Here is a 21346-nt window from a genome sequence, read left to right as displayed (position 1 = left end):
AGAAGAAAAGGGGGGGGGGGGGGGGGGAGGGGGAGGGGGGGAGGAGGGGGGAGGGGGGGGGGGGGGGGGGGGGGGCAGTGGGGGGGTGCGCGCGGGGGTGCCCCCCGGCCCCGTTCCGGGCGTCGTTCGGCTGCGCGGTGACGGCCGTCTGATCCGTCGTCACCGCGGGGAGGGTGGAGGTCACGCGTGGACGTCCTCTCGGATGTCGCGGATGTCTCGGGTCTCTCCAGTGGCCGCGTCGCCTGCGGAGCCTCCGCCGGCCGGCGCCAGATGCGCGCCGACATGGCTGGTCAGCTCCCAGTCGCTGCGCCCCCGCTGCTCGCGCCAGACGGCGCGGATCGCCGCGCCGGCCAGGAGCACCTGGTAGAAGGGCCCGCCGACGATCAGCTTGAGATAGTGCGTGAGGCGGACGCGCAGCCCGTACTGCTTGCCGAAGTCATGCAGCCCGACGACCTCGAAGACAAAGGTGACCATCGCGGTGACCAGCGGCAGGAAGGTGACGAACGCGATCGCGACCGGTACGTCGAGGAACAGCGCGATCCCGACGTTGAGCGGGATGATCAGCCCGGTGAACGCCTGGAGGAACGGGGTCATCAGGGTGTAGCGGGCGAGCATCCGCTGTCCTGGCGTGGGCAGTTGCTTCCAGTCCTTCTTGCGGTAGACCTGAAGGAAGCCCTGGTTCCACCGGGTGCGCTGCTTGAGCAGGGACATCAGCGAGCCGGGGGTCTCCTCGCGGGTCACCATGTCCGAGTCGTACGCGACGACGACCTTCTTGCCCACGCTGGAGAGCCGTACGCCCAGATCGCAGTCCTCCGCCAGGCAGTCGGGGTCCCAGCCGCCGGCCGCGCGCAGCACTTCGGTGCGTACGAACACGGTGTTGCCGCCGAGCGGGATGAAGCCCTTCTGGGCGTGGAGATGGAGCCTGCTGCGGAACCAGAAGAAGTACTCCAGGCAGTTGCGCAGGCTGTACCAGCTCGAATGGAAGTTGATGAGCTGGACCCCGCCCTGGACGACATCGGCGCCGGTGGAGCGGAAGGCGTGGTCGACATGGGTCAGCAGCTCGGGGTGGACCTGGTCCTCGGCGTCGAAGACCCCGACGAAGTCGCCGGTGCAGTGCGGCAGCGCGGTGTTGAGCGCCTTGGGCTTGTTCTTGGTCTCGTGGGTGTCGACGACGACCCTGACCCGGTCCGGGGCGCGGGCCGCGGCCCGCTCCGCGACCTCGGCGGTCTCGGGGTCGTCGTGTCCGACGATGACGATGATCTCGAAGTTCGTGTGGCTGGACTGGAGCAGCCGCTCGACGGTGTGCTCCAGTACGGCCTGCTCGTGCCGGGCGGGCAGGAGCAGCGAGAACGAGCCCTCCCGGCCGCCGTCCGGCGGATCGAATCTGGTCGCGGCCAGCGTCTCCGGCGTACGCCAGGCATGCATCTGCCACCAGAGTGTGAACGCGGCCATCCAGAACAGCGCCAGTGAAACGGCAGCAATGAACACGGATGTGAACAACACGGCCCCCCTCGGCCCGGGTGGCCGCGGCAGGCCCCCCTGGCCGCCGGCTCACCCGTCATCCCCCCTCGCACAACAGGCCACCCATGCGCACCAGTTGTGCCTCTTGTGAAGAGAATAGGGCCGACCTGTGACGGCGGGTGGGCCGATTGGGTGAATACTGCGTTTCAGTCCGATTCACCATGCGTCATGAATCGGCCACAGTTCACTCGAACACGCCCAATTCACGCCGGAGTACGCTCACTTCGGTTGTGGGGGCCGCGCAAACGAACCGCCGGCAGACATACGCGGCGGAATGCCCGCCGACGAGCGGCCGGTCCGCCAGCAGCGGGAACTCGCCGCTGTCCGGGGCGCCCGCGGCGACGACCGCTCCGGGGGCCGTCGCGAGCAGGGCCGTACGGTGCAGCTCCCGGGCCGCGGGGTCGTCCTCGGGCCCGACGACGGCGATCTCGCGGGGGCCGTCGAGCAGCGCCTCGGCGACCGCGAGACCCCAGCCGATGAAGCGCGGCACCCTCGGCCCGAGGGCCTTCACCACGCCCAACGCCCGTTCGGCGGCGGTGCGATGGGCTTCGGAGCCGGTGTGCGCGGCGTACGAGAGGAGCGCGCCCGCGGCGGCCGTCCAGCCGGAGGGGGTGGCGTTGTCGGTCGGGTCCTGGGGGCGGCGGATCAACTGTTCGGCGTCGTCGGCGGTGTCGAACAGCGCGCCGTCCTCGGCGACAAAACGGTCGAGCACAATGTCCAGCAGGAATCCGGCGAATTCCAGCCAGGCGCCGTCGCCGGTGACGGACGCGAGCGCCAGAAACCCTTCCGCGACGTCCCCGTAGTCCTCCAGGACCGCGGCGTGGGCGCCGGACCGGCCGTCCTTGGAGGTACGGGCGAGGCGCGGCGCGACCCCTGCGGCACGGCCGGTAGCGGCGGTGCCCGCGGTGTCGTCGAGATGGACCCGTACGAGCAGGTCGGCGGCCTCGGTGGCGCGTTCCACCAGATCCGGCCGGTCGAAGTACGCCCCGGTCTCGGCCAGCGCGGCGATCGCGAGACCGTTCCAGGCGGCCACGATCTTGTCGTCCCGGCCCGGGCGGGGGCGCTGCTCGCGCGCCGCGAGGAGCCGTGCCCGTACGGACTCGGTGCGGGCGGCGTCCACCACCCCGCCGTCCTGCGGGAGTTGCAGCACCGAGGCGCCCTCCTCGAACGTGCCCTCCTCGGTCACTCCGAAGTACCGCGCGGCGAATTCGGCGTCGGACTCCCCGAGGACCTCGCGGAGCTGCTCGGGCGTCCAGACGTAGTACGCGCCCTCGGCGTGCCGGCCGGTGCCGTCGTCGCTGTCGGCGTCCAGCGCGGAGGCGAACCCGCCCTCCTCCGTGCGCAGTTCACGTACCAGGAAGTCCGCGGTCTCGACCGCGACCCGGCGCGCCAGTTCCGATCCGGTGGCCCGCCACAGGTGCGCGTACACCCGGCACAGCAGGGCGTTGTCGTACAGCATCTTCTCGAAGTGCGGCACCACCCACTCGCGGTCGACCGAGTAGCGCGCGAATCCGCCGCCGAGCTGGTCGTAGATCCCGCCGCGCGCCATCGCCTCACAGCTGTCCGCGGCCATCTGGAGCGCGCCCTCGGCGCCGGTACGGGCATGATGCCGCAGCAGGAACTCGGTCACCATGGACGGCGGGAACTTGGGCGCCCCGCCGAATCCGCCGTGCCGCGCGTCGTACTCCCTGGTCAGCCCGAGCAGCGCCTGCGACAGCTCCGCCTCTCCCGGCACCCCTTCCCCGCCATGCCCGAGCGACCGCCCGGCCAGCTCCCGCACGATCCGCCCGGCCACCTCGGCGACCTCCTCCCGCCGGTCGGTCCACGCGGCACTGACCCCCTCCAGCACCTGCGGGAAGGACGCCATGCCGTGCCGGGGCGCGGGCGGGAAGTACGTACCGAAGTAGAAGGGCTCCCCGTCGGCCGTCAGAAACACCGTCATCGGCCACCCACCCTGCCCGGTGGCAGCCTGCACGGCCTCCATGTACACGGCATCAACATCGGGCCGCTCCTCGCGGTCGACCTTGATGTTCACGAAGTGCCGGTTCATGTACTTCGCGGTCGTGAGGTCCTCGAAGCTCTCCGACGCCATCACATGACACCAGTGACACGCGGAGTAGCCGACCGACAGCAGTACGGGCACATCGCGCCGCCGCGCTTCCTCGAAAGCCTCCGGTCCCCAGGGCCACCAGTCGACCGGATTCTCAGCATGCTGAAGCAGATAAGGCGAGGTCGTACCAGCCAAGCGGTTCACAGTAATCACCCTCTCATGCGACGCCCAGCAGCCTGGCAGATCAGGCCTCAACCAGAGAATGCGCCCCACCGGTCGACCGGGTTGTCGGCGCACTGGAACAGAGACGGGGCCTCCGCTCTCACCCGAGTCGGGGCACGCTGGACAGTAGGCTGAGCGCAGCAGCGCTGGACCTGTCGGGGCTCCTCGAAGGAGGTACACCATGACCGCCGAGATGGTGGCGCCCGCGTGGATGCATACGCAGATCAGCGCGGAGCAGTACGACTCCTGGTCCGAGGAGCAGTGTGCCGGCATTGAGATCGTGGACGGGATGGTCGTCGTGAGCCCGAGCGCGTCCAAGCGGCACAACCGGATGGCCCGGATCCTGGCCAATGCCCTGGACGCCGCCGCGGGCCCGGACTGGAACGCCGACACGGACTTCGACGTCCGCCTGCAGGACGTTCCACTCACCAACCGCCGTCCGGATGTCATCGTCTACCGGGCGGAGACCATCGACCTCACGCCCACGCGCCCCGAACACGTACTCCTGGTCGTCGAGGTCGTGTCGCCCGGCTCGGAGACCACCGACCGGATCGTGAAGGTGGACCAGTACGCCAAGGCCGGGATCCCCTTCTACTGGCGGATCGAACAGGCCGCCACCGGTGTCCCGATCATCTACACCTATGTTCTCGACCCAGCCACCAAGGCGTACAGGGACGGCGAGATGTTCACCGGCGTGATCAAGGCTGCCGCGCCTTTCTCCGTCACGGTCGACCTCGGGACCGTGTGACCCCCGGACCGTCCCGACGCCGGGTTCCAGCGCCCGTCGGGTCCGCCGGTGGACTGGTCCCTGTCCACCGGCGGACCCCAGATGCCTGGACCCGCCAGACTGACGGGCTCGATGCGGGTGGGGTCATGCCCCGTTGCGGGCGCGGTTCAGTCGGAATGCCGAGATGAGGAAGAAGACGCCGCCGAGGAAGGCGTAGCCGGCGAGGTTTCCCAGCGTGGGATTGCCGCTGCCGGCCTGTGTGAAGAACGACGCGCCGGCGAGCGTGGAGATGGCGCCGCTGGTGATCATCGGCCATTGGCCCCCGAGCTGCCGGCGGACGGCGCCCGCGACGAGTTGGACGATTCCCGAGGCGATCGCCCAGGCTCCCCAGACCCGCAGGACGGCCGGGATGCCGGACGTGGCGGCGACAGCCAGGCCGATGACCGCCAGTGAGCTGATCGCGATGTTCACGTAGAGGGCCGGAGCCGTACCGCCGTTCGCCTTGGCGGACCGGACGTCGACGACTGCGGCCGCCACGTCGAACAAGGGGTAGATCACCAGGAGCGCCGCACTCAGCGGACCCAGGGTGTCCGCGGTCGCGAACAGCAGGACGGCCCACACGGCGGCGAACGCGAAGCGGACGAAGTACAGCTTGCGCAAGGTCACGGGAACGCTGGCGGGGGCAGTGCTCACAAGAGTGTCCACAGGGGTGCCTTTCAGTGGCGGCGTAGTGGTGCGGGACGGCTGAGTCATCGCGTGCGCTCTGTGTGCGCGCCGATCCGGTCGTTGCGGCGGAGGGCCATGAAGGCACCACCCATCATGAGGGAGAACGTTCGGTCTTGCTTGAGATCTAAGGCGACCGTACGACCACTGTCAAGACCGAACGTTCTCCCTCATCCGCTTGGTACACTCGGCCGCATGAGTCGGAGCCCAGAAGGAGGCAGCACCTCCGCAGCGCGAGCGCGGCTGCTCAGCACGGCGACCCGCATCTTCTACGCAGAGGGGATCCACTCCGTCGGCATCGACCGGATCACCAAAGAGGCGCAGGTGACTCGGGCCACGCTGTACCGGCACTTCTCGGGCAAGGAGGAACTCGTCCTCGCGTACATCGGCCTGGCCGACCTGGCAATCCGGGAACAGGCCGCCGCCGCCGTGGCGGGCAGCGGGTCACCGGCCGACAGGGTCCGGGCCGTCGCCAGGTCCATCGCCGACGGCATAGGGTCCCCGGGATTCCGCGGCTGCGCCTTCCTCAACGCGGTGGCCGAGTACCCCGATCCCGCCCACCCGGTCCACCAGGCCGTCCTGGCCCACCGGCAATGGTTCCTGGACACCGTCACAAGCCTGCTGGCACAGACCGGCGACGCACCCGCCGACGCAGCCGGCCGGCATCTCGTCATGCTCCGGGACGGCGCCATGGCGGCCGGCTGCCTCTTCGACCCCGAACTGGTCTGCGAAACCTTCCTCCAGGGCGTGGAGGGAATCCTTCAGGCGCGCACCGCCCTGTCGAGCCCTCGCATGTAGCGGAGTGCGCCGACCCGGCCTCGCCGCTGCTCACCGCCCTGGAGCAGGGCGCGGCGCGGTTGCCGGGTTTTGTCCCCGGCGGCACCGGACCGGTCGTCGCCTCGCGCGGCGGAGCGGCGGCCGGTGCCGTAACCGGAGCGGGGAGGGCTGCTCCGGGAGCCCCGGGACATTGTCGGCGCCTGGGCCGGGCTGAGCGCCGAGGGGCGCCGAGGGGCGCCGAGGACTGAGCGCCGAGGAATGTCACCCTCGCCTTACGCGGGCCCGGGCAGGACAATGTGCCTCCAGTCAAAGCATTCTGAGGGGGACGCAGATGCGGGAAAGCCATCGGGCCGAGGCCGACAGGCTGTTGGTGCGGGCCGTGGAGGAGGAGGTGCGGCGGTCGGGCGGGAAGGTTGACGGCGGGGCGCTGCTGGCGCGCGGGCGTGGTGCGCTGGAGTCGCTGGCCGCCGGGGCCGCCGAGGAGTACGCGGCGTACGCGCGGGCGCTGGAGGCGGCGGAGGCGGAACGGCTGTCGGGGCGGTTCAGCCGTAAGTCCCTCGGAACTCCCGTGCTGGTCACGGCCGTTGCCACCGCCGCCGCGATCGGCGCGGATGTCGCGCTGGGCACCGCCACCGGCGTCGCGCTCGGCGCGGGCGCGGTGGTCGCCGTCGCCGGGGCCGCCACCACCGTCGCGAAAGTGACCGCGTCGCACTGGCCCGCCGCGCACCAGCGGGCGGGCGCGGCCGGCCGACCCGGCGGCACCGAGCAGCTCAGGCTCCAGTGGCTGACGGCGCTGGAGGTACGGGGCATCCGCCCGTTCCTCGACCAGCAGCGCGTCCTCACCTCCGCGAACCGCCGCCCCGCCAAGAAGTCCGCGCCCCAGCTCAGGGGCAGCGACCGCAGCGCCGCCGCGCGCCGACGCACCGTACTGGAGCAGTCCTTCGGCCATCTCCCGCAGCCCGACGGGCCGTTCGCGGGCCGCCGCGCCGAGCTGGCGCAGATCGCGCAGTGGGTCCACGCCGCCCGCGCCTCGACCGAGACCCGGCCGACGGTCGTGGTGATCCACGGCGACCCCGGCTCCGGGCGCACCGCGCTGGCGGTACGGGCGGCGCACCGGCTCAAGGACCAGTTCCGCGGGGCGTGCGTCGTCGATCTGCGCGGCGGCGGCGCGGGCGAGGCGCCGCTGTCGACCCGGGACGCGCTGCTGCATCTGCTGAACCGGCTCGGCGCCCCGCGCGAGCAGCTCCTGTTCCGTGAGCGGACCTCCCCGGAGCAGCAGGTGCGCCGGCTGAGCGAGCTGTACCACCGGCATCTCACGGACCTGCCGGTGACGGTCGTCCTGGACGACGCCTCGGATCCCGCGCAGGTCGCCACGCTCGTACCCGAACGCTCCGAGAGCCTGGTGCTGGTGACGGCCCGTCAGCCCCTGGAGCTGCCCGCCGCCACCCCGGCCTGGGTGCACCAGCTTCCGCTGGAGGCGCTGGACGGAGCGGGCGCCGAGGAGCTGCTGCGCGAGGTCGCCCCGGCGGGACCCGGCGCGGCCGGGGCACCCTACGACGCCCAGTCGGCGGACCGCGTACGGGAGTTGTGCGGCGGACTGCCGCTCGCCCTGCGGATCGCGGGGTCCTCGCTCGGGGAGCGTACGGCCCAGCGCCTCGCCGCCGACCTCGCCGCGTACGGCCAGGGCGGCCCCGTCGAACGCGCGCTGTGGCTGCGCTACACCGACCAGGGCGAGCAGGCCCGCCGGCTGCTGCGCCGGCTCGCGCTCGCCGGCCGCGCCTCCCTGGGCGCCGCAGCGGCTGCGGCCCTGCTGGCGACGGACGAGCAGGAGGCCGGGCAGCTCCTGACGGCCCTGTCCGGGGCCGGACTGATCGACCATGTACGCGCCAGCCGCTACCGGCTGCACGACGCCGTACGGACCTTCGCGCAGGCCCGCCTCCAGGACGAGGAGGAGGCGGCCGACCGTACCGCCGCGCAGGAGCGCCTCATCCGCAACTACGCCGAGCTGGCCGACTCCGTGATCCGGCTCGTCGACGGCAAGACCTCGACCCGCGCGGATCTCTTCAAGAGCGCGGCCGGCGCCCATGGCTTCTCGTCCCTCGACGCGGCGCTGCGCTGGCTGGACGAGGAGTCGAGCTTCATCACGGCCACGCTCCGGCACGCGGAGGGCGTCGACCAGCAGGCCGTACTCGACCTGCTCGGCGCGCTCTGCGACTACTGCCTGCTGCGCGGCGACCTCTACCGGCTGGGCGAGATCAGCGAGCTGACGCAGGCGGTGGACCAGGGGCTGCTCGTACGGTCGGTCCAGTGGCGTACGGGCATCGCGGCCCGCCAGCTCGGCGAGCTGGACAAGGCGCGCACCACACTGACCTCGGTGGTCGACCTCTACCGCGAGGCGCAGCACGACGCCGGCGCGGCCCGCGCGCTCGGCTCGCTGGGCATCACCCTGCACCACCAGGGCAATCTCCCCGAGGCCTCGGCGAAGCTGCGCGAGGCGCTCGCCCTCCAGTCCGCCGACGCACTGGCCGGGGACCGCGCCTGGACCCTGCACGCCCTCGCCGCCGTCGAACGCGACCGGGGCGGTCTCGCGGAGGCCGTCTCGCTGCTCGCCACCGCGCTGGTACTGCACCGCGAGAGCGAGTCCGTGCACGGCGAGGCCTGGACCCACTTCCAGCTCGGCCAGGTCTGTCTGCGGATGGGCGATGTGCCGCGCGCGGAGGCCGAGCTGGCGGAGGCGCTGGAGCTGTACGGCAGGACCCGCGACGCCCGCGGCGAGGCCTGGGCGCTGACCCAGCTCGCACGGGCGCGGCTGGTGGACGGCGAGGCGTCCTCCGCGGTCGGCGGGCTGCGCGACGCGCTGGCCCGCCACCGGGAGAACGAGGACGCGCGCGGCGAGGCCTGGACGCTCTACTACCTGGGCCAGGCGCTGGAGGAGAACGGCGACCGCGACCAGGCGGTACGGGAGCTGGAGCGGGCCCGCACGATGTTCTCGCGGATGCGCGACGTGTACGGTCTGGCCTGCGCCCGGCACCACTCGGGCCGGGTCACCCGTGACCAGCGCGCCGCCCAGACCGGCAATCTCCGCAATTCCGGCTTCGCCCGTCAGCTCCTGGTCGACGCCCGCGCGGACTTCCACCGGATCGGGCTCGCGCACGGCGAGGCCTGGACCTGTCTGGAGCTGGCGATCGTCGACGCGGGCAACAACCGGGCGGCCCAGGCACTCCAGCTCTGCGACGAGGCGACGGCGCTCTTCGAGTCGTACGGGGATCTGCGCGGCGCCGACTGGGCGCGCTTCCTGCGCTGCACGCTGCTTCCGTACGCCTCGGCGGGCGGGACGGAGGTGGGCTCGGTGGTCGCGGAGCAGGAGCTGTCGGAGCTGTCGGCCGCCCGCCACGCGCTGCGCGACGGCAAGCTGGAGGACTGCGCCGACGCCTACGCGGTGATGCTCGGCCGGGGGGTCAGCCTGGAGGACGGCTGGCAGGCCTGGCAGCTCGGCATGGTGCCGACGCGACACGCGCGCGAGGTGATGGGCGTACCTGTGGAGACGACACCGGCGTAGAGCGCGGGCTCAGGGGCGCGGGCCTTGCGCGGGTACGGGCTTCAAGTGGCCGGCGTAGGCCGCGGACTCAGAGGCAGGGGCCTCGAACAGGCGCGGGCCCTGAGCGAGCGCGGGCCCTGAGCGGGTACGGCGCTTCAAGCGGCCTGCGCGGGCCGCGGGCTTCAGGGCCGCGGGCCTTGAGGCCGCGCACCAGCCCGTACCCCGTGCCCGTACGTCCGGCCGCCCTGGCGGGGGCGGCCGGTGCGGCATGACGCGAGTGCCGTGACCGGCACTAATCTCCCTGCGACCGCTGCGACTTCGCCGGAGTGCCCGCCTCGGCCTTCTCCGGCTCCGGGGTCTCCTCGAAGTCGACCTTGTTCATATGGCGGTTCATCGACTTCATGAGCAGCCACACCACGCCCGCCATCACCGCGAACACGATGAACCCGAGCACACCGGGCGTCACCTTGTTCTGGTCCAGCTCCTGGGCGAGCGGGATCATGTGCGTCATTGCCTGGGTCGCATACATATCAGGCATTGTCGCGGATGCCCGCGAAGAGGTCGCTCTCGGGGAGGGAGGTATCGACCAGGGACTTCGCCAGCTCGTACTCCTCGGTCGGCCAGACCTCCCGCTGGATGTCCATCGGCACCCGGAACCAGCCGCCGTCCGGGTCGATCTGGGTGGCGTGCGCGATCAGCGCCTTGTCCCGGATCTCGAAGAAGTCCGCGCACGGAATGTGCGTGGTCAGGGTGCGCTCCGCGCGGGCGAACTCCTTCCACCGCTCCAGCCACTCGCCGTACGGGGACTCAAGACCCCGCGCCAGCAGCGCCTCGTGCAGCGCGACCGTACGCGGCCGGTTGAAGCCCTGGTTGTAGTAGAGCTTCTGCGGCTGCCAGGCCGGACCGAACTCGTCCTCCGGGTACTTCTCCTTGTCCGCCGCCGCCTCGAACGCCACCATCGAGATCTTGTGGGTCATGATGTGGTCGGGGTGCGGGTAGCCGCCGTTCTCGTCGTACGTCGTGATGACCTGCGGCCGGAACGAGCGGATCAGCCGGACCAGCCGGCCGGCCGCCTCGTCGGTGTCCTCCAGCGCGAAGCAGCCCTCGGGCAGCGGCGGCAGCGGGTCGCCCTCGGGCAGCCCGGAGTCCACATAGCCGAGCCACTCCTGCTCGACGCCGAGGATCCCGCGCGCCTCGTCCATCTCTTTTTTACGGACCTCGTGAATGTGCTCCTCGATATAGGCGTCCCCCTGGAGCTTGGGGTTGAGGATGGAGCCGCGCTCGCCCCCGGTGCAGGTCACGACCAGCACGTCCACCCCCTCGGACACGTACTTGGCCATCGTGGCCGCGCCCTTGCTCGACTCGTCGTCGGGGTGGGCGTGAACGGCCATCAGCCGTAGCTGCTCTGTCAAGGCTCGGTCCTCAGTGATTCGTCGCTTCGGGCGGCTTCTATAGTGACGGATACCGGGGGGCGGAAATTCCGGCCGCCCGTCGCCGCCCGTCGCAGATCACAGATCGCAGAGAGGAACGATCATGGCCGAGGTGCGCGAGCGTCCTGTCGGCCGTTACGGCCGCTCCGCGGACGAGCGGGCGGACCACCGGCTGCGGACCGTCGGCGCCGTGCTCGGCGTCGCACTGATCGCCCTGATCGGCTGGTTCGGCTATCACTATGTGGTCGATCGCAGTGTCTCCGGGGAGCTCATCAAGTTCAAGGTGGTTTCCGCCACGTCGGTCGAGGTCCATCTGGAGGTCCGCAAGGACCGGGACGCCACCGGCAGCTGTACGCTCCGCTCCCTCGCGGAGAACGGCGCGGAGGTGGGCCGCAAGGACGTCCGCTTCGGCCCGGGCGAGACCCGGATCGACCAGGTCGTGACCGTACGTACAACGGCGGTCGCCACCAGCGCGGAACTGCTGGACTGCACCTCCGACTGAGCCGCGTCACATGGCCCGCGGTCGCCCGGGACCCGGCTGAGACTCGCCGAGACCGGCTGAGACCCGCCGGACGGCGCCTCGCCGGCCCCCGGCTGAGCTGCGCTGACCTGCGTTGATGTGAATCTGATGGCTTTCGTCCTCCCCTCCTGGCCACGAAATTGTTAGGCTCGTGGTTTCGCCCGCCCGAGAAGACAACATTCTTCTGGGTAGGGCGTTGCTTTGTATTCCCGGTACCTACGAGGAGCACCTGTGACCCAGACCAGCGAGAACGTCACCTGGCTCACCCAGGAGGCGTACAACCAGCTCAAGGCCGAGCTGGAGTACCTGTCTGGTCCCGCCCGTACCGAGATCGCGACGAAGATCGCGGCGGCCCGTGAGGAGGGCGACCTCCGGGAGAACGGCGGGTACCACGCGGCCAAGGAGGAGCAGGGCAAGCAGGAGCTTCGCGTGCGCCAGCTCACCCAGCTCCTGCAGAACGCGAAGGTCGGCGAGGCGCCGGCGGACGACGGTGTCGTCGAGCCCGGCATGGTCGTGACGATCGCCTTCGACGGCGATCCTGACGACACGCTGGACTTTCTGCTGGCCTCGCGCGAGTACGCCAGCTCGGAGATCGAGACCTACTCGCCGCAGTCCCCGCTCGGCAGCGGTGTGAACGGCAAGAAGGTCGGCGACAACGCGGAGTACGAACTGCCCAACGGCAAGACGGCGTCGGTCAAGATCCTCGACGCCAAGCCGTACGGAGGCTGAACGCGACAGCCCCCGGCCGGGCGTGTCCGCGAAGTCTCGCCTGGCCCGCGACGCCCGGCACGCGCACTCGCTGCGTTGTCGGAGTCGTCCAAGTACGTCCAGTACGAGGACGACCCTCCGCCTTGCGATTGCACGCACCGGACGCCGCGGGCCCCGCCCTGCGGGCGGACGGCGATACTTCGCGGACACGCCCTGGGAGCCGGGGGCTGTTTTGCACGTGTACGAGGGTTACGGACGTTACGCCGTGGCCGAGCGGTATTTCCGTACCGCCAGCGTCCGGAACACCACGATGATCAGGACCGACCAGATCACCGAGGCCAGCACCGGGTGCTCCATGGGCCAGGCGCTGGACTCCGAGACCCCCGGGTTCCCGAAGAGCACCCGGCACGCCTGCACCGTGGCGCTGAACGGATTCCAGTCGGCGATGTGCCGCAGCCAGGCCGTCATCCCGCTGGTGTCCACGAAGGCGTTCGAGATGAACGTCACGGGGAACAGCCAGATCAGTCCGCCCGAGGTGGCGGCCTCCGGGGTACGGACGGACAGGCCGATCAGCGCGCCGATCCAGGAGAACGCGTACCCGAGCAGAAGCAGCAGCGCGAACGCGCCGAGCGCCTTGAGGACGCCCTCGTGGATGCGCCAGCCGACGAGTACGGCGACGATCGACAGCACCACGACGGTGAGCGCGGTCTGCACCAGGTCGGCGAGAGTACGGCCGGTGAGGACCGCCCCGCGTGCCATCGGCAGCGAGCGGAACCGGTCGATCAGGCCCTTGTGCATGTCGTCGGCGATCCCGGCGCCCGCGCCCGCGGTGGCGAAGGTGACGGTCTGCGCGAAGATCCCGGCCATCAGGAAGTTGCGGTAGACGTCGGGGCTGACCGTGCCGCCCACCTGGAGCGAGCCGCCGAAGACATAGCTGAACATCACGACGAACATGATCGGCTGGATGAGGCCGAAGAGGACGACCTCGGGGATCCGGGTCATACGGATCAGATTCCGGCGGGCGACGACCAGTGAGTCGGTGACCGACTGGACGACTCCGCCGCGCGGCCGGGGGGCGACGGTCGCCGGTGCCTGAGTGGTGGCGGTCACTTCCGGGCCTCCTTCGTGGACTTGGCGGACTTGGCCGCGCTCTTGCTCTTGCCGGGGTCGTCCGACTCGGCCGCGCTGTCCTCGGCGGCGTGGCCGGTCAGGGAGATGAAGACATCGTCGAGGGTGGGGCGGCGCAGACCGATGTCGTCGATCTCGACCCCTCGGGTGTCCAGTTCCCTGATGACCTCGGCGAGCAGCTTGGCGCCGCCGGTGACCGGGACGGTGAGCTTGCGGGTGTGCTCCTCGACGGTCACCGCGCCGGCCCCTGATTCGCCGGACGCACCGGATTCACCGGACTTCGCGAAGGCCGCGAGGACGGCGCGCGCCGGGTCGATCTGCTCGCGCTCGTGCACGACGACCTCGACGCGCTCGCCGCCCGTACGGGCCTTGAGCTGGTCGGAGGTGCCGCGGGCGATGACCCGGCCGTGGTCCACGACACAGATGTCATGGGCGAGATGGTCGGCCTCCTCCAGATACTGCGTGGTCAGGAGGAGTGTCGTACCCCCGGCCACCAGCTCCTGGATGATGCTCCAGAGCTGCTGCCGGTTGCGGGGGTCGAGGCCGGTCGTCGGCTCGTCCATGAACATCACGGGCGGGGAGACGACGAGCGCGGCGGCGAGGTCGAGCCGGCGGCGCATGCCCCCGGAGTACGTCTTGGCCGTACGGTCCGCCGCCTCGGAGAGGTTGAAGCGCTCCAGCAGCTCGTCCGCGCGGGCCTTCGCCTCGCGGGCGTTCATCTGGTAGAGCCTGCCGACCATCCGCAGGTTCTCGCGGCCGGTCAGATACTCGTCGACCGCGGCGAACTGGCCGGAGAGGCCGATCGAGCGGCGGACTTCGTTCGGGTGCTTGAGGACATCGATCCCGGCGACGACGGCCTTGCCGCTGTCGGGCCGGAGGAGGGTGGTCAGGACGCGTACGGCGGTCGTCTTGCCGGCGCCGTTGGGGCCGAGGAGCCCCAGGACCGTGCCTTCCGGAACATCGAGATCGACGCCGTCCAGAGCCCTTACATCGCCGAAGGTCTTGACCAGGCCTTCGGCGTAGATGGCGCCTGGCATGAAGTGTCTCCAGTGGGTGCTGACGGTGCTTGCTACGTGCTTGCTGACGCAGCACGGTAACGCGATACATCGCGACCGAACAAGGGGTGATTGTAAGCCCGAAGTAAAGAAAACCGTACGAGCGCTCAACAAGCACACGATTTACCGACCGGCCGCGCGCAAGCCGGGCTGACCATGCGCAGGCCGCGGCGGCCGGCGCGCGATAAAGCGACCGGCGGGCATACGGCAAAAGGCGTACGGCGGTGGACGTACGGCGAGGCAGCCGACGGGCGTACGGTGACGCGGCCGGCGTACGGTCACGCGGCCGGGCGGCCGGCGGGCATGCCTCGGCGGGGAGCGGGTGCCTCAGGTGAGGACCGTGTACCCCGCCTTCCGCAGTGCCGCCTCGACCTCCGCGCAGTGCCCCGGCCCCTTCGTCTCCAGATGCAGTTCCACATCCGCCTCCGTCAGCCCCAGACGGGGATCGGTCCGTACATGGCTCACATCGAGAACATTGGCATCCGCCACTGACAACACGGTGAGCATCGTCGCCAGCGCGCCCGGCCGGTCCGTCACCCGGACCCGCAGGCTCAGATAGCGTCCGGCCGCCGCCATGCCGTGCCGGAGGATGCGCTGCATCAGCACCGGATCCACATTGCCGCCCGACAGCACCGCGACCACAGGACCGCGGAACGCGCCCGGATCGCTCAGCAGCGCGGCCACCGGACTCGCGCCCGCGGGCTCCACCACCAGCTTGGCACGCTCCAGGCAGAGCAGCAGCGCGCTGGACAGCTCGTCCTCGCTGACCGTACGCACCTCGTCGATCAGTTCCTGGAGGAGCTGGAACGGTACGTCGCCGGGGCGGCCCACCTTGATGCCGTCCGCCATGGTCTGCGGGGCCTCGACCGCCACCGGCCGGCCCGCGCGCAGCGAGGGCGGATACGCGGCGGCGCCCTCCGCCTGCACGCCGATCACCCGGACCTCCGGGCGTACGGCCTTCACCGCGAGGGCGATACCCGCGGCCAGACCGCCGCCGCCGACCCCGACGACGACCGTCCGTACCTCCGGGCACTGCTCCAGGATCTCCAGCCCGACCGTGCCCTGACCCGCGATGATGTCCGGGTGGTCGAAGGGGTGGATGAAGACCGCGCCGGTGTCGCGGGCGTACTCCTCGGCGGCGGCCAGGGTCTCGTCCACGACCTGGCCGTGCAGCCGTACCTCGGCGCCGTAGTCGCGGGTGGCCGCGACCTTGGGCAGGGGCGCCCCGACCGGCATGAACACCGTCGAGCGGACCCCGAGCAGGGTGGAGGCGAGCGCGACGCCCTGCGCGTGATTGCCCGCGCTGGCGGCGACGACGCCCGCCGCGCGCTCCTCCGGGGTCAGGCCCGCGATCCGTACGTACGCGCCGCGCAGCTTGAACGAACCGGTCCGCTGGAGGTTCTCGCACTTGAGCAGGACGGGGGCGCCGACCAGGCCGGTCAGATATCTGCTGCCCTCCATCGCGGTCATCCTCGCCACGCCGGAGAGCATCTTCTGCGCCCCTCGGATGTCATCGAGGATGAGGGGACGCACGGGGCGGGACGTACCGAAGCTCATGTCTGCCAGTCTCGCAGCTCACCGGCCGCCCGGCGGCCCCGTGAGGGCTGAGTGTGAATCCCTGCCCATGGGTTTACGCAGGGCCGGTACGGGCGGGGTCATCCCCGCGTACTCTGTCCCCCACCAACCGACCCCCGCACAAGAGAGCCCCCAGCCATGCCCCCCATTCAGGACATGACTTCCGCTGCGTCGGCCTCCCGGGAGACGGCCTCCGAACCCTTGGGGGCCGGCTCAGAACCCTCGGGTGAAGCCGTCCTCCTCGATGCACTCCAGCACCAGGTGGCCGTCTTCGCCCGGCGGGCCGAGCAGACCCGGCTCGGCGGTGTCGGCCAGGTCCGCAACTCGATGGACCGCGCCGCGTATCTGCTGCTCAACCGGCTCGACCAGGAAGGCCCGATGGGCGTCAAGGCGCTGGCCGCCGGTATGGGCATCGACTCCTCGACCGTCACCCGCCAGGTGGCTCCGCTCGTCGACACCGGCCTGGTCAAACGGACTTCGCACCCGGAGGACGGACGTGCCGTGGTGCTCCAGCTCTCGGCGCGCGGGCTGGCCCGGCTGGACGAGGTCCGCTCGTCGCGGCGCGAACTGATGGCGCAGGTGACGGGCGGCTGGACGGCTGAGGAGCGCACCTCCTTCACCACACTGCTCACCCGCTTCAACGGCGCGCTGTCGGCGCGGGCGGCGGGGCAGCCGCAGATCGAGGGCGGTACGGGCGAGAGCGGTACGGACGCGTAGCCGTACGCCGTAGGGCGGTACGGGCAGGGCGGTACGCGCAGGCGGGGCAGCCCGGGGCGCGCGGCCGGGTACGTCCGGTGTGAACGGGGGCGGGGCTCTGCCCGGAAAGCCCCTGTTCGAATCAGGTCGTAAGCGAAAAGGCCCTCTTGACCTGGGCCCGCCGACTCGCGTCAATGGTGAACGTGCGAGAGCGGCGGACTGCCACGGATCGCCGCCGCGCCCGTGAGCGTGAGTTCGAGGCGTTCGCCGCGGGTGCGGCCGGCCGGCTGCTGCATGCGGCGGCGCTGCTCACGGGCGAGCCCCCGGAGGCCGCGCCGCGCGCGGAGCGCCTGCTGATCGCCGCGCTGGCCCGTACGTACGCGGACTGGCACCGGCTGCGCGACGACGACCCGTACGACCACACCCGCCAGGAACTCGCCCTGCGGTACGCCAGCACCGCCTGGCACCCCCGGCGGCGTCGGCGTGCTCCGGCGGGGGTGCTGGCCGGGCTGGGCCGGCAGGAGCGGGTGGTGCTGGTGCTGCGGCTGTACGAAGGGGTCGCCGAGGAGCAGACCGCGGCCCTGATCGGGCTGCCGGTGGAGCGCGTCCACACACTCTGCGCCCGCGCGATCAGAACGATGCGCGGGAACGGGGTCAGGAACGGGAACGGGGACAGGAATACGCCTCCGCGCCCGGCACCCCGTATCGGCGACAGCCGGGTGGGCGAGGCGCGGGTGGGCGAGGCCCGGACATGAGCGGGGGCGGCGGCGACCGGGACCACCGCGACCGCAAGGCCACCGAGGTACGCCGGATGCTGGACACGGGGCGGCCCGCCGTCCCCGGCGATCTCGTACCGCGCGCCGCCGCCCTCGGCGCCCGGCTGCTGTACCGCCGCCGGGCGGTCCAACGGGTGTGCTGGGCACTGCTGTTGGTCGGGCTGATCGTGTTCGCGGTCTGGGCGTCCGCCGCCCACCCCTGGACCGTACCGCCGTCGGAGACCACCCCGCCGCTGGAGGACTGGTGACCGGTGACCGGTGACCGGCTGAACTCCCCCAGCCGGTCCGGCGCTTGAGGACAACACACCCAGCCCGTCAGGCGCTTGAGGACAACGCTTGCGGACGGACCGGCATCCGGGCGGACCGGCATCCGGAGGGACCGGATCCGGAGGGTCCGGCAGCCGGACGCGGCCGGACCGACCCCGTCCGCCAACGCGTCCTAGGCCAGCGCCTGGTGGAGGTCTGCGAGCAGGTCGTCGACCGACTCGATACCGACCGACAGCCTGACGAGGTCCGACGGCACCTCCAGCGCCGAGCCCGCCGCAGAGGCGTGGGTCATCCGGCCCGGGTGCTCGATCAGCGACTCGACCCCGCCCAGGGACTCGCCCAGCGTGAACAGCTTCGCGCGGTCGCAGACCGCCACCGCCGCCTCCTCGCCGTCCGCGACCTGGAAGGAGACCATCCCGCCGAACGCCTTCATCTGCTTCGCGGCGACCTCATGACCGGGGTGGTCCGGCAGGCCCGGGTAGAGGACCTTCGAGACCCGGGGGTGCGTGCTGAGCATCTCCGCGATCCGCGTGGCGTTCCGGCTGTGCCGGTCCATCCGTACCGCGAGCGTCTTGATGCCGCGCAGCACCAGCCACGCGTCGAAGGGGCCCGCGACGGCCCCCATCGCGTTCTGGTGGTAGGCGAGTTCGTCCGCGAGTTCCGCGTCGTCGACGATCAGCGCGCCGCCGACCACGTCCGAGTGCCCGCCCATGTACTTCGTGGTCGAGTGGACGACGACATCCGCGCCCAGCGCGAGCGGCTGCTGGAGATAGGGGCTGGCGAAGGTGTTGTCGACGACCAGCCGCGCGCCGGCCGAGCGCGCGATCCCGGCGAGGGCCGCGATGTCGGTGATGTTGAGCAGCGGGTTCGAGGGGGTCTCGACCCAGATCGCCTTCGTGCGGGGGGTGAGCGCGGCCCGTACCGCCGCGGGGTCGGAGGTGTGGGCGACCGAGAAGTCCACGCCCCAGCGGGAGACGACCTTGGCGAACAGCCGGAAGGTGCCGCCGTACGCGTCATCCGGGATCACGACATGGTCGCCGGGCGACAGCAGCGTACGGAGCAGGCAGTCCTCGGCGGCCAGGCCCGACGCGAAGGCGAGCCCGCGCCGGCCGCCCTCCAGGGCCGCGAGGTTCTCCTCCAGGGCGGTACGGGTGGGGTTGGCGCTGCGGCTGTACTCGTAACCGCCGCGCAGTCCGCCCACTCCGTCCTGCTTGTAGGTGGACACCTGGTAGATCGGCGGGACGACCGCGCCGGTCAGGGGGTCCGCGGTGTTGCCCGCGTGGATGGCGAGCGTCTCGAAGTGCTGCGGCTCGTGCGGCTCGCCGGGATGCTGCCCGTCGGCCGGGCGCTGGGTGGGGTGCTCGTGGCTCATGAGGCCCGAGCGTAACGCCGTACGAGCACCCGCCCGCACAATGGAGCACGGCGGCCCGCCGCGCGGAGACCGGCCCGAGACCGGTACGAGACCGTGCGGAGGTCGGTCGGAGACCGCGCCGCACCGCCGGGCACGCGCCCGGCACGCGCCGGGCGCTCACCGGCCGTACACCGCGCCGCACCGCCGGATACGTGGGGCGTGGCGTCCGGGACAATGGGGCCATGGAGATTCTCTGGTTCCTGATCGCGATGGGCCTGCTGGCCGGCGCCCTCGGCCCGTATGTGCTGCGCCGCCGCGGCGGTATCCGCCAGGTCGCGCCCGGTTCGCCCGACGCCGCCGACCCGGCCGCGTACGGCTTCCTGCTCCAGGAGGAGCTGGACATCCGGCTGCCGGGCCCCGACCAGGATCTCCTCGACGTACTCGATGTCGTACAGGGGACCCAGGACTGGCGGGCCGCCGCGCAGTTGCTCGCTGGCACGCCCAAGGAGGGCGAGGTGCGCTGGCAGCGCGTCCAGGCGTTCGCCGGGGCGGCCTCGCTGGAGCTCCAGCAGCGGCCCGGCGTGGGCGGCGCATGGCTGCGGGCGTGGCGCGCGGAGTCGCCGAAGGACGCGGGCGGCGCGGCGGTGCACGCGGAGTTCCTGGTGCAGCAGGCCTGGCGTTCCTCGTCGGCGGGGACCGACGACTTCCGGATCATCCTGGAGGAGGCCCGTACGGTCTGCGGCGAGGCGGCGCTGCTGGCGCCGGGCGACCCGGTTCCGTACCTCACCGAGCTGGCCGTGGCGCGCGGACTCGGTTATGCACATGAGCAGTTCGACCAGGTGTGGGCGAAGGTGATCGACCGCGCACCGGAGCACATGGGCGCGCATCTCGCGGCGCTGCACTACTGGTGCGAGAAGTGGCACGGTTCGCGCGAGGAGGCCGACCACTTCGCGACGACGGCCGCGGCGCGCGCCCCGCGGGGCTCGCTGCTGGCGGCGCTGCCGCTGTTCGCGGTGTACGAGCACCTGCCCGAGGTCAATCTCGTGCAGGGCTTCTACCAGAGCGCGGTGGTGACCAAGGCGGTGGAGGGCGCGCTGTTCGCGGTGCACGCGGCGCGGCCGGACGACCCGCTGCTCGCGCACGTACGGCACATGCTGATCCTCTTCCTCGTACGGCAGGAGCGCTGGGCGGAGGCGATGCACCAGCTCGTACGGGTGGACGGGCACGTGGGCGCGCTGCCGTGGACGCTGGAGGGGGACCCGGCGGCGGTGTACGCGGTGTACCGGGCGCTGGCGGTGGCGGGGTACGAGGCGAACGGCGGGAGCCCGGCGACGCTGCGGCAGTGAGGGGGTGTGCTGGCTTGTGCTGAGGCGGACGCGGCGGGTGGGGGCCGTCGCACGCCGGGGGCCGGGGCAGGCGGCCGGGGGTGGTTTTCCACAGGCCACCCCAGCCCCGTCCACAGGTTTTTCCACAGCCCTCCATGCCCATCCACAGGCCCCACGGAATGTCCAAGGCGCCCGGTACGTTATTTCGGCAGGACCCCACAGCCGAGGAAGCCGAGGAGACCTGAAATGTTCATCACCCGCCGCACCCCTGAGCTGCCCACCCCTGAACAGACCCTGCCCGGCCGCCCCGAGCGCGACTTCCCGGTGCCTTCCCGCCACACGGTCCTCGGCAACCCGCTGCTCGGCCCGTACCCGGAGGGCCTGGAGATCGCCGACTTCGGCCTGGGCTGTTTCTGGGGCGCCGAGCGCACCTTCTGGCAGCAGGACGGCGTCTGGACGACGCTGGTCGGCTACCAGGGCGGCACGACTCCGAACCCGACGTACGAAGAGGTCTGCTCCGGCCTGACGGGCCACACCGAAGCGGTCCGCGTCGTCTACGACCCCAAGGTCATCTCGTACGCCGAGCTGGTCAAGCTCTTCTGGGAGTCCCACAACCCCACCCAGGGCTTCCGCCAGGGCAACGACGTGGGCACCCAGTACCGCTCCGCCATCTACACCCACTCCCCCGCCCAGTCCGAGACCGCCACCGCGTCCCGCGACGCCTACCAGAAGGTCCTCGCCACCTCCGGCTACGGCGCAATCACCACGGAAATCCTCCCGTCGGAAGACCGCCCCTTCTACCCGGCGGAGGCCTACCACCAGCAGTACCTGGACAAGAATCCGGGCGGCTACTGCGGCCTGGGCGGTACCGGCGTCTCCTGCCCCATAGGCGTGGCCAAGGCCGAAAGCTGAGGGGTCGGCCCCACCCGGGGGCCCGGATGGGGCCCGGGCCGGGCC

General features: G+C 71.5%; 19 protein-coding genes. 10 read left to right on the top strand and 9 right to left on the bottom strand.

The window, feature by feature from the left end; genetic code table 11:
* Positions 1-180: 180 nt before the first annotated feature.
* Together ACFU9P_RS07000 and ACFU9P_RS06995 are read right to left on the bottom strand one after the other, a co-directional pair.
* Positions 181-1500, bottom strand: coding sequence for a glycosyltransferase (locus tag ACFU9P_RS07000; RefSeq protein ID WP_384078374.1), 1320 nt, complete (start codon positions 1498-1500; stop codon positions 181-183).
* Positions 1501-1705: 205 nt separating this feature from the next.
* On the bottom strand, positions 1706-3775 hold the full coding sequence (locus ACFU9P_RS06995; RefSeq protein ID WP_384078116.1) for a thioredoxin domain-containing protein: 2070 nt from the start codon (positions 3773-3775) through the stop codon (positions 1706-1708).
* A 199-nt stretch (positions 3776-3974) separates the two neighbouring features.
* On the opposite strand from ACFU9P_RS06995, the gene ACFU9P_RS06990 reads away from it, so the two are divergent.
* On the top strand, positions 3975-4541 hold the full coding sequence (locus ACFU9P_RS06990; protein ID WP_384078115.1) for a Uma2 family endonuclease: 567 nt from the start codon (positions 3975-3977) through the stop codon (positions 4539-4541).
* Between the two features lie 123 nt (positions 4542-4664).
* Here the strand turns inward: ACFU9P_RS06990 and ACFU9P_RS06985 are convergent, their stop codons facing one another.
* Positions 4665-5225: a hypothetical protein gene (locus tag ACFU9P_RS06985; protein WP_384078114.1), complete on the bottom strand. Its 561-nt coding sequence runs from the start codon at positions 5223-5225 to the stop codon at positions 4665-4667.
* Positions 5226-5438: 213 nt separating this feature from the next.
* On the opposite strand from ACFU9P_RS06985, the gene ACFU9P_RS06980 reads away from it, so the two are divergent.
* Positions 5439-6041, top strand: a complete 603-nt coding sequence (locus tag ACFU9P_RS06980) for a TetR/AcrR family transcriptional regulator (RefSeq protein WP_384078113.1) — start codon at positions 5439-5441, stop codon at positions 6039-6041.
* 310 nt (positions 6042-6351) lie between these two features.
* A complete protein-coding gene (locus ACFU9P_RS06975; RefSeq protein ID WP_384078112.1) occupies positions 6352-9579 on the top strand; it encodes a tetratricopeptide repeat protein in 3228 nt (1075 codons plus the stop codon).
* Positions 9580-9850: 271 nt separating this feature from the next.
* On the opposite strand, the gene ACFU9P_RS06970 is transcribed toward ACFU9P_RS06975, so the two are convergent.
* Together ACFU9P_RS06970 and mca are read right to left on the bottom strand one after the other, a co-directional pair.
* Complete coding sequence (locus ACFU9P_RS06970; protein ID WP_384078111.1) at positions 9851-10087, bottom strand: hypothetical protein; 237 nt, start codon at positions 10085-10087, stop codon at positions 9851-9853.
* Between the two features lies 1 nt (position 10088).
* Positions 10089-10970, bottom strand: coding sequence for a mycothiol conjugate amidase Mca (gene mca / locus ACFU9P_RS06965; RefSeq protein ID WP_376378503.1), 882 nt, complete (start codon positions 10968-10970; stop codon positions 10089-10091).
* A gap of 121 nt (positions 10971-11091) precedes the next feature.
* Here mca and ACFU9P_RS06960 point away from each other — a divergent pair, with 121 nt between their 5' ends.
* Together ACFU9P_RS06960 and greA are read left to right on the top strand one after the other, a co-directional pair.
* A complete protein-coding gene (locus ACFU9P_RS06960; RefSeq protein WP_376378506.1) occupies positions 11092-11490 on the top strand; it encodes a DUF4307 domain-containing protein in 399 nt (132 codons plus the stop codon).
* Between the two features lie 249 nt (positions 11491-11739).
* Positions 11740-12237: a transcription elongation factor GreA gene (gene greA, locus ACFU9P_RS06955; RefSeq protein ID WP_376378509.1), complete on the top strand. Its 498-nt coding sequence runs from the start codon at positions 11740-11742 to the stop codon at positions 12235-12237.
* A gap of 237 nt (positions 12238-12474) precedes the next feature.
* On the opposite strand, the gene ACFU9P_RS06950 is transcribed toward greA, so the two are convergent.
* The 3 genes from ACFU9P_RS06950 to ilvA form a co-directional block, all read right to left on the bottom strand.
* Positions 12475-13326, bottom strand: a complete 852-nt coding sequence (locus tag ACFU9P_RS06950; RefSeq protein WP_384078110.1) for an ABC transporter permease — start codon at positions 13324-13326, stop codon at positions 12475-12477.
* Positions 13323-14381, bottom strand: a complete 1059-nt coding sequence (locus ACFU9P_RS06945) for an ATP-binding cassette domain-containing protein (protein WP_376378516.1) — start codon at positions 14379-14381, stop codon at positions 13323-13325. Before ACFU9P_RS06945 ends, ACFU9P_RS06950 begins: the two co-directional genes overlap by 4 nt.
* Positions 14382-14726: 345 nt before the next feature.
* Positions 14727-15956, bottom strand: coding sequence for a threonine ammonia-lyase (gene ilvA / locus ACFU9P_RS06940; RefSeq protein WP_376378519.1), 1230 nt, complete (start codon positions 15954-15956; stop codon positions 14727-14729).
* 156 nt (positions 15957-16112) lie between these two features.
* On the opposite strand from ilvA, the gene ACFU9P_RS06935 reads away from it, so the two are divergent.
* From ACFU9P_RS06935 to ACFU9P_RS06925, 3 genes are all read left to right on the top strand, one after another.
* Positions 16113-16691: a MarR family winged helix-turn-helix transcriptional regulator gene (locus ACFU9P_RS06935; protein ID WP_384078109.1), complete on the top strand. Its 579-nt coding sequence runs from the start codon at positions 16113-16115 to the stop codon at positions 16689-16691.
* Between the two features lie 182 nt (positions 16692-16873).
* Positions 16874-17425, top strand: coding sequence for a sigma factor-like helix-turn-helix DNA-binding protein (locus ACFU9P_RS06930; RefSeq protein ID WP_384078373.1), 552 nt, complete (start codon positions 16874-16876; stop codon positions 17423-17425).
* Positions 17422-17694: a hypothetical protein gene (locus ACFU9P_RS06925; protein ID WP_384078108.1), complete on the top strand. Its 273-nt coding sequence runs from the start codon at positions 17422-17424 to the stop codon at positions 17692-17694. Before ACFU9P_RS06930 ends, ACFU9P_RS06925 begins: the two co-directional genes overlap by 4 nt.
* A 191-nt stretch (positions 17695-17885) precedes the next feature.
* Here ACFU9P_RS06925 and ACFU9P_RS06920 read toward each other — a convergent pair whose 3' ends face one another.
* Complete coding sequence (locus ACFU9P_RS06920) at positions 17886-19085, bottom strand: cystathionine gamma-synthase (protein WP_384078107.1); 1200 nt, start codon at positions 19083-19085, stop codon at positions 17886-17888.
* A 221-nt stretch (positions 19086-19306) separates the two neighbouring features.
* On the opposite strand from ACFU9P_RS06920, the gene ACFU9P_RS06915 reads away from it, so the two are divergent.
* Together ACFU9P_RS06915 and msrA are read left to right on the top strand one after the other, a co-directional pair.
* Positions 19307-20410 (top strand): hypothetical protein, encoded by a 1104-nt coding sequence (locus ACFU9P_RS06915; RefSeq protein WP_384078106.1) that lies wholly within the window; start codon positions 19307-19309, stop codon positions 20408-20410.
* A 225-nt stretch (positions 20411-20635) separates the two neighbouring features.
* On the top strand, positions 20636-21301 hold the full coding sequence (msrA, locus tag ACFU9P_RS06910; RefSeq protein WP_384078105.1) for a peptide-methionine (S)-S-oxide reductase MsrA: 666 nt from the start codon (positions 20636-20638) through the stop codon (positions 21299-21301).
* Positions 21302-21346: the final 45 nt, after the last annotated feature.

The organism is Streptomyces sp. NPDC057617 (genome assembly GCF_042800555.1).
Lineage (GTDB): Bacteria > Actinomycetota > Actinomycetes > Streptomycetales > Streptomycetaceae > Streptomyces.
Note: the sequence above shows the minus strand (reverse complement) of the source record. Positions and strands in the feature narration are given on the sequence as shown.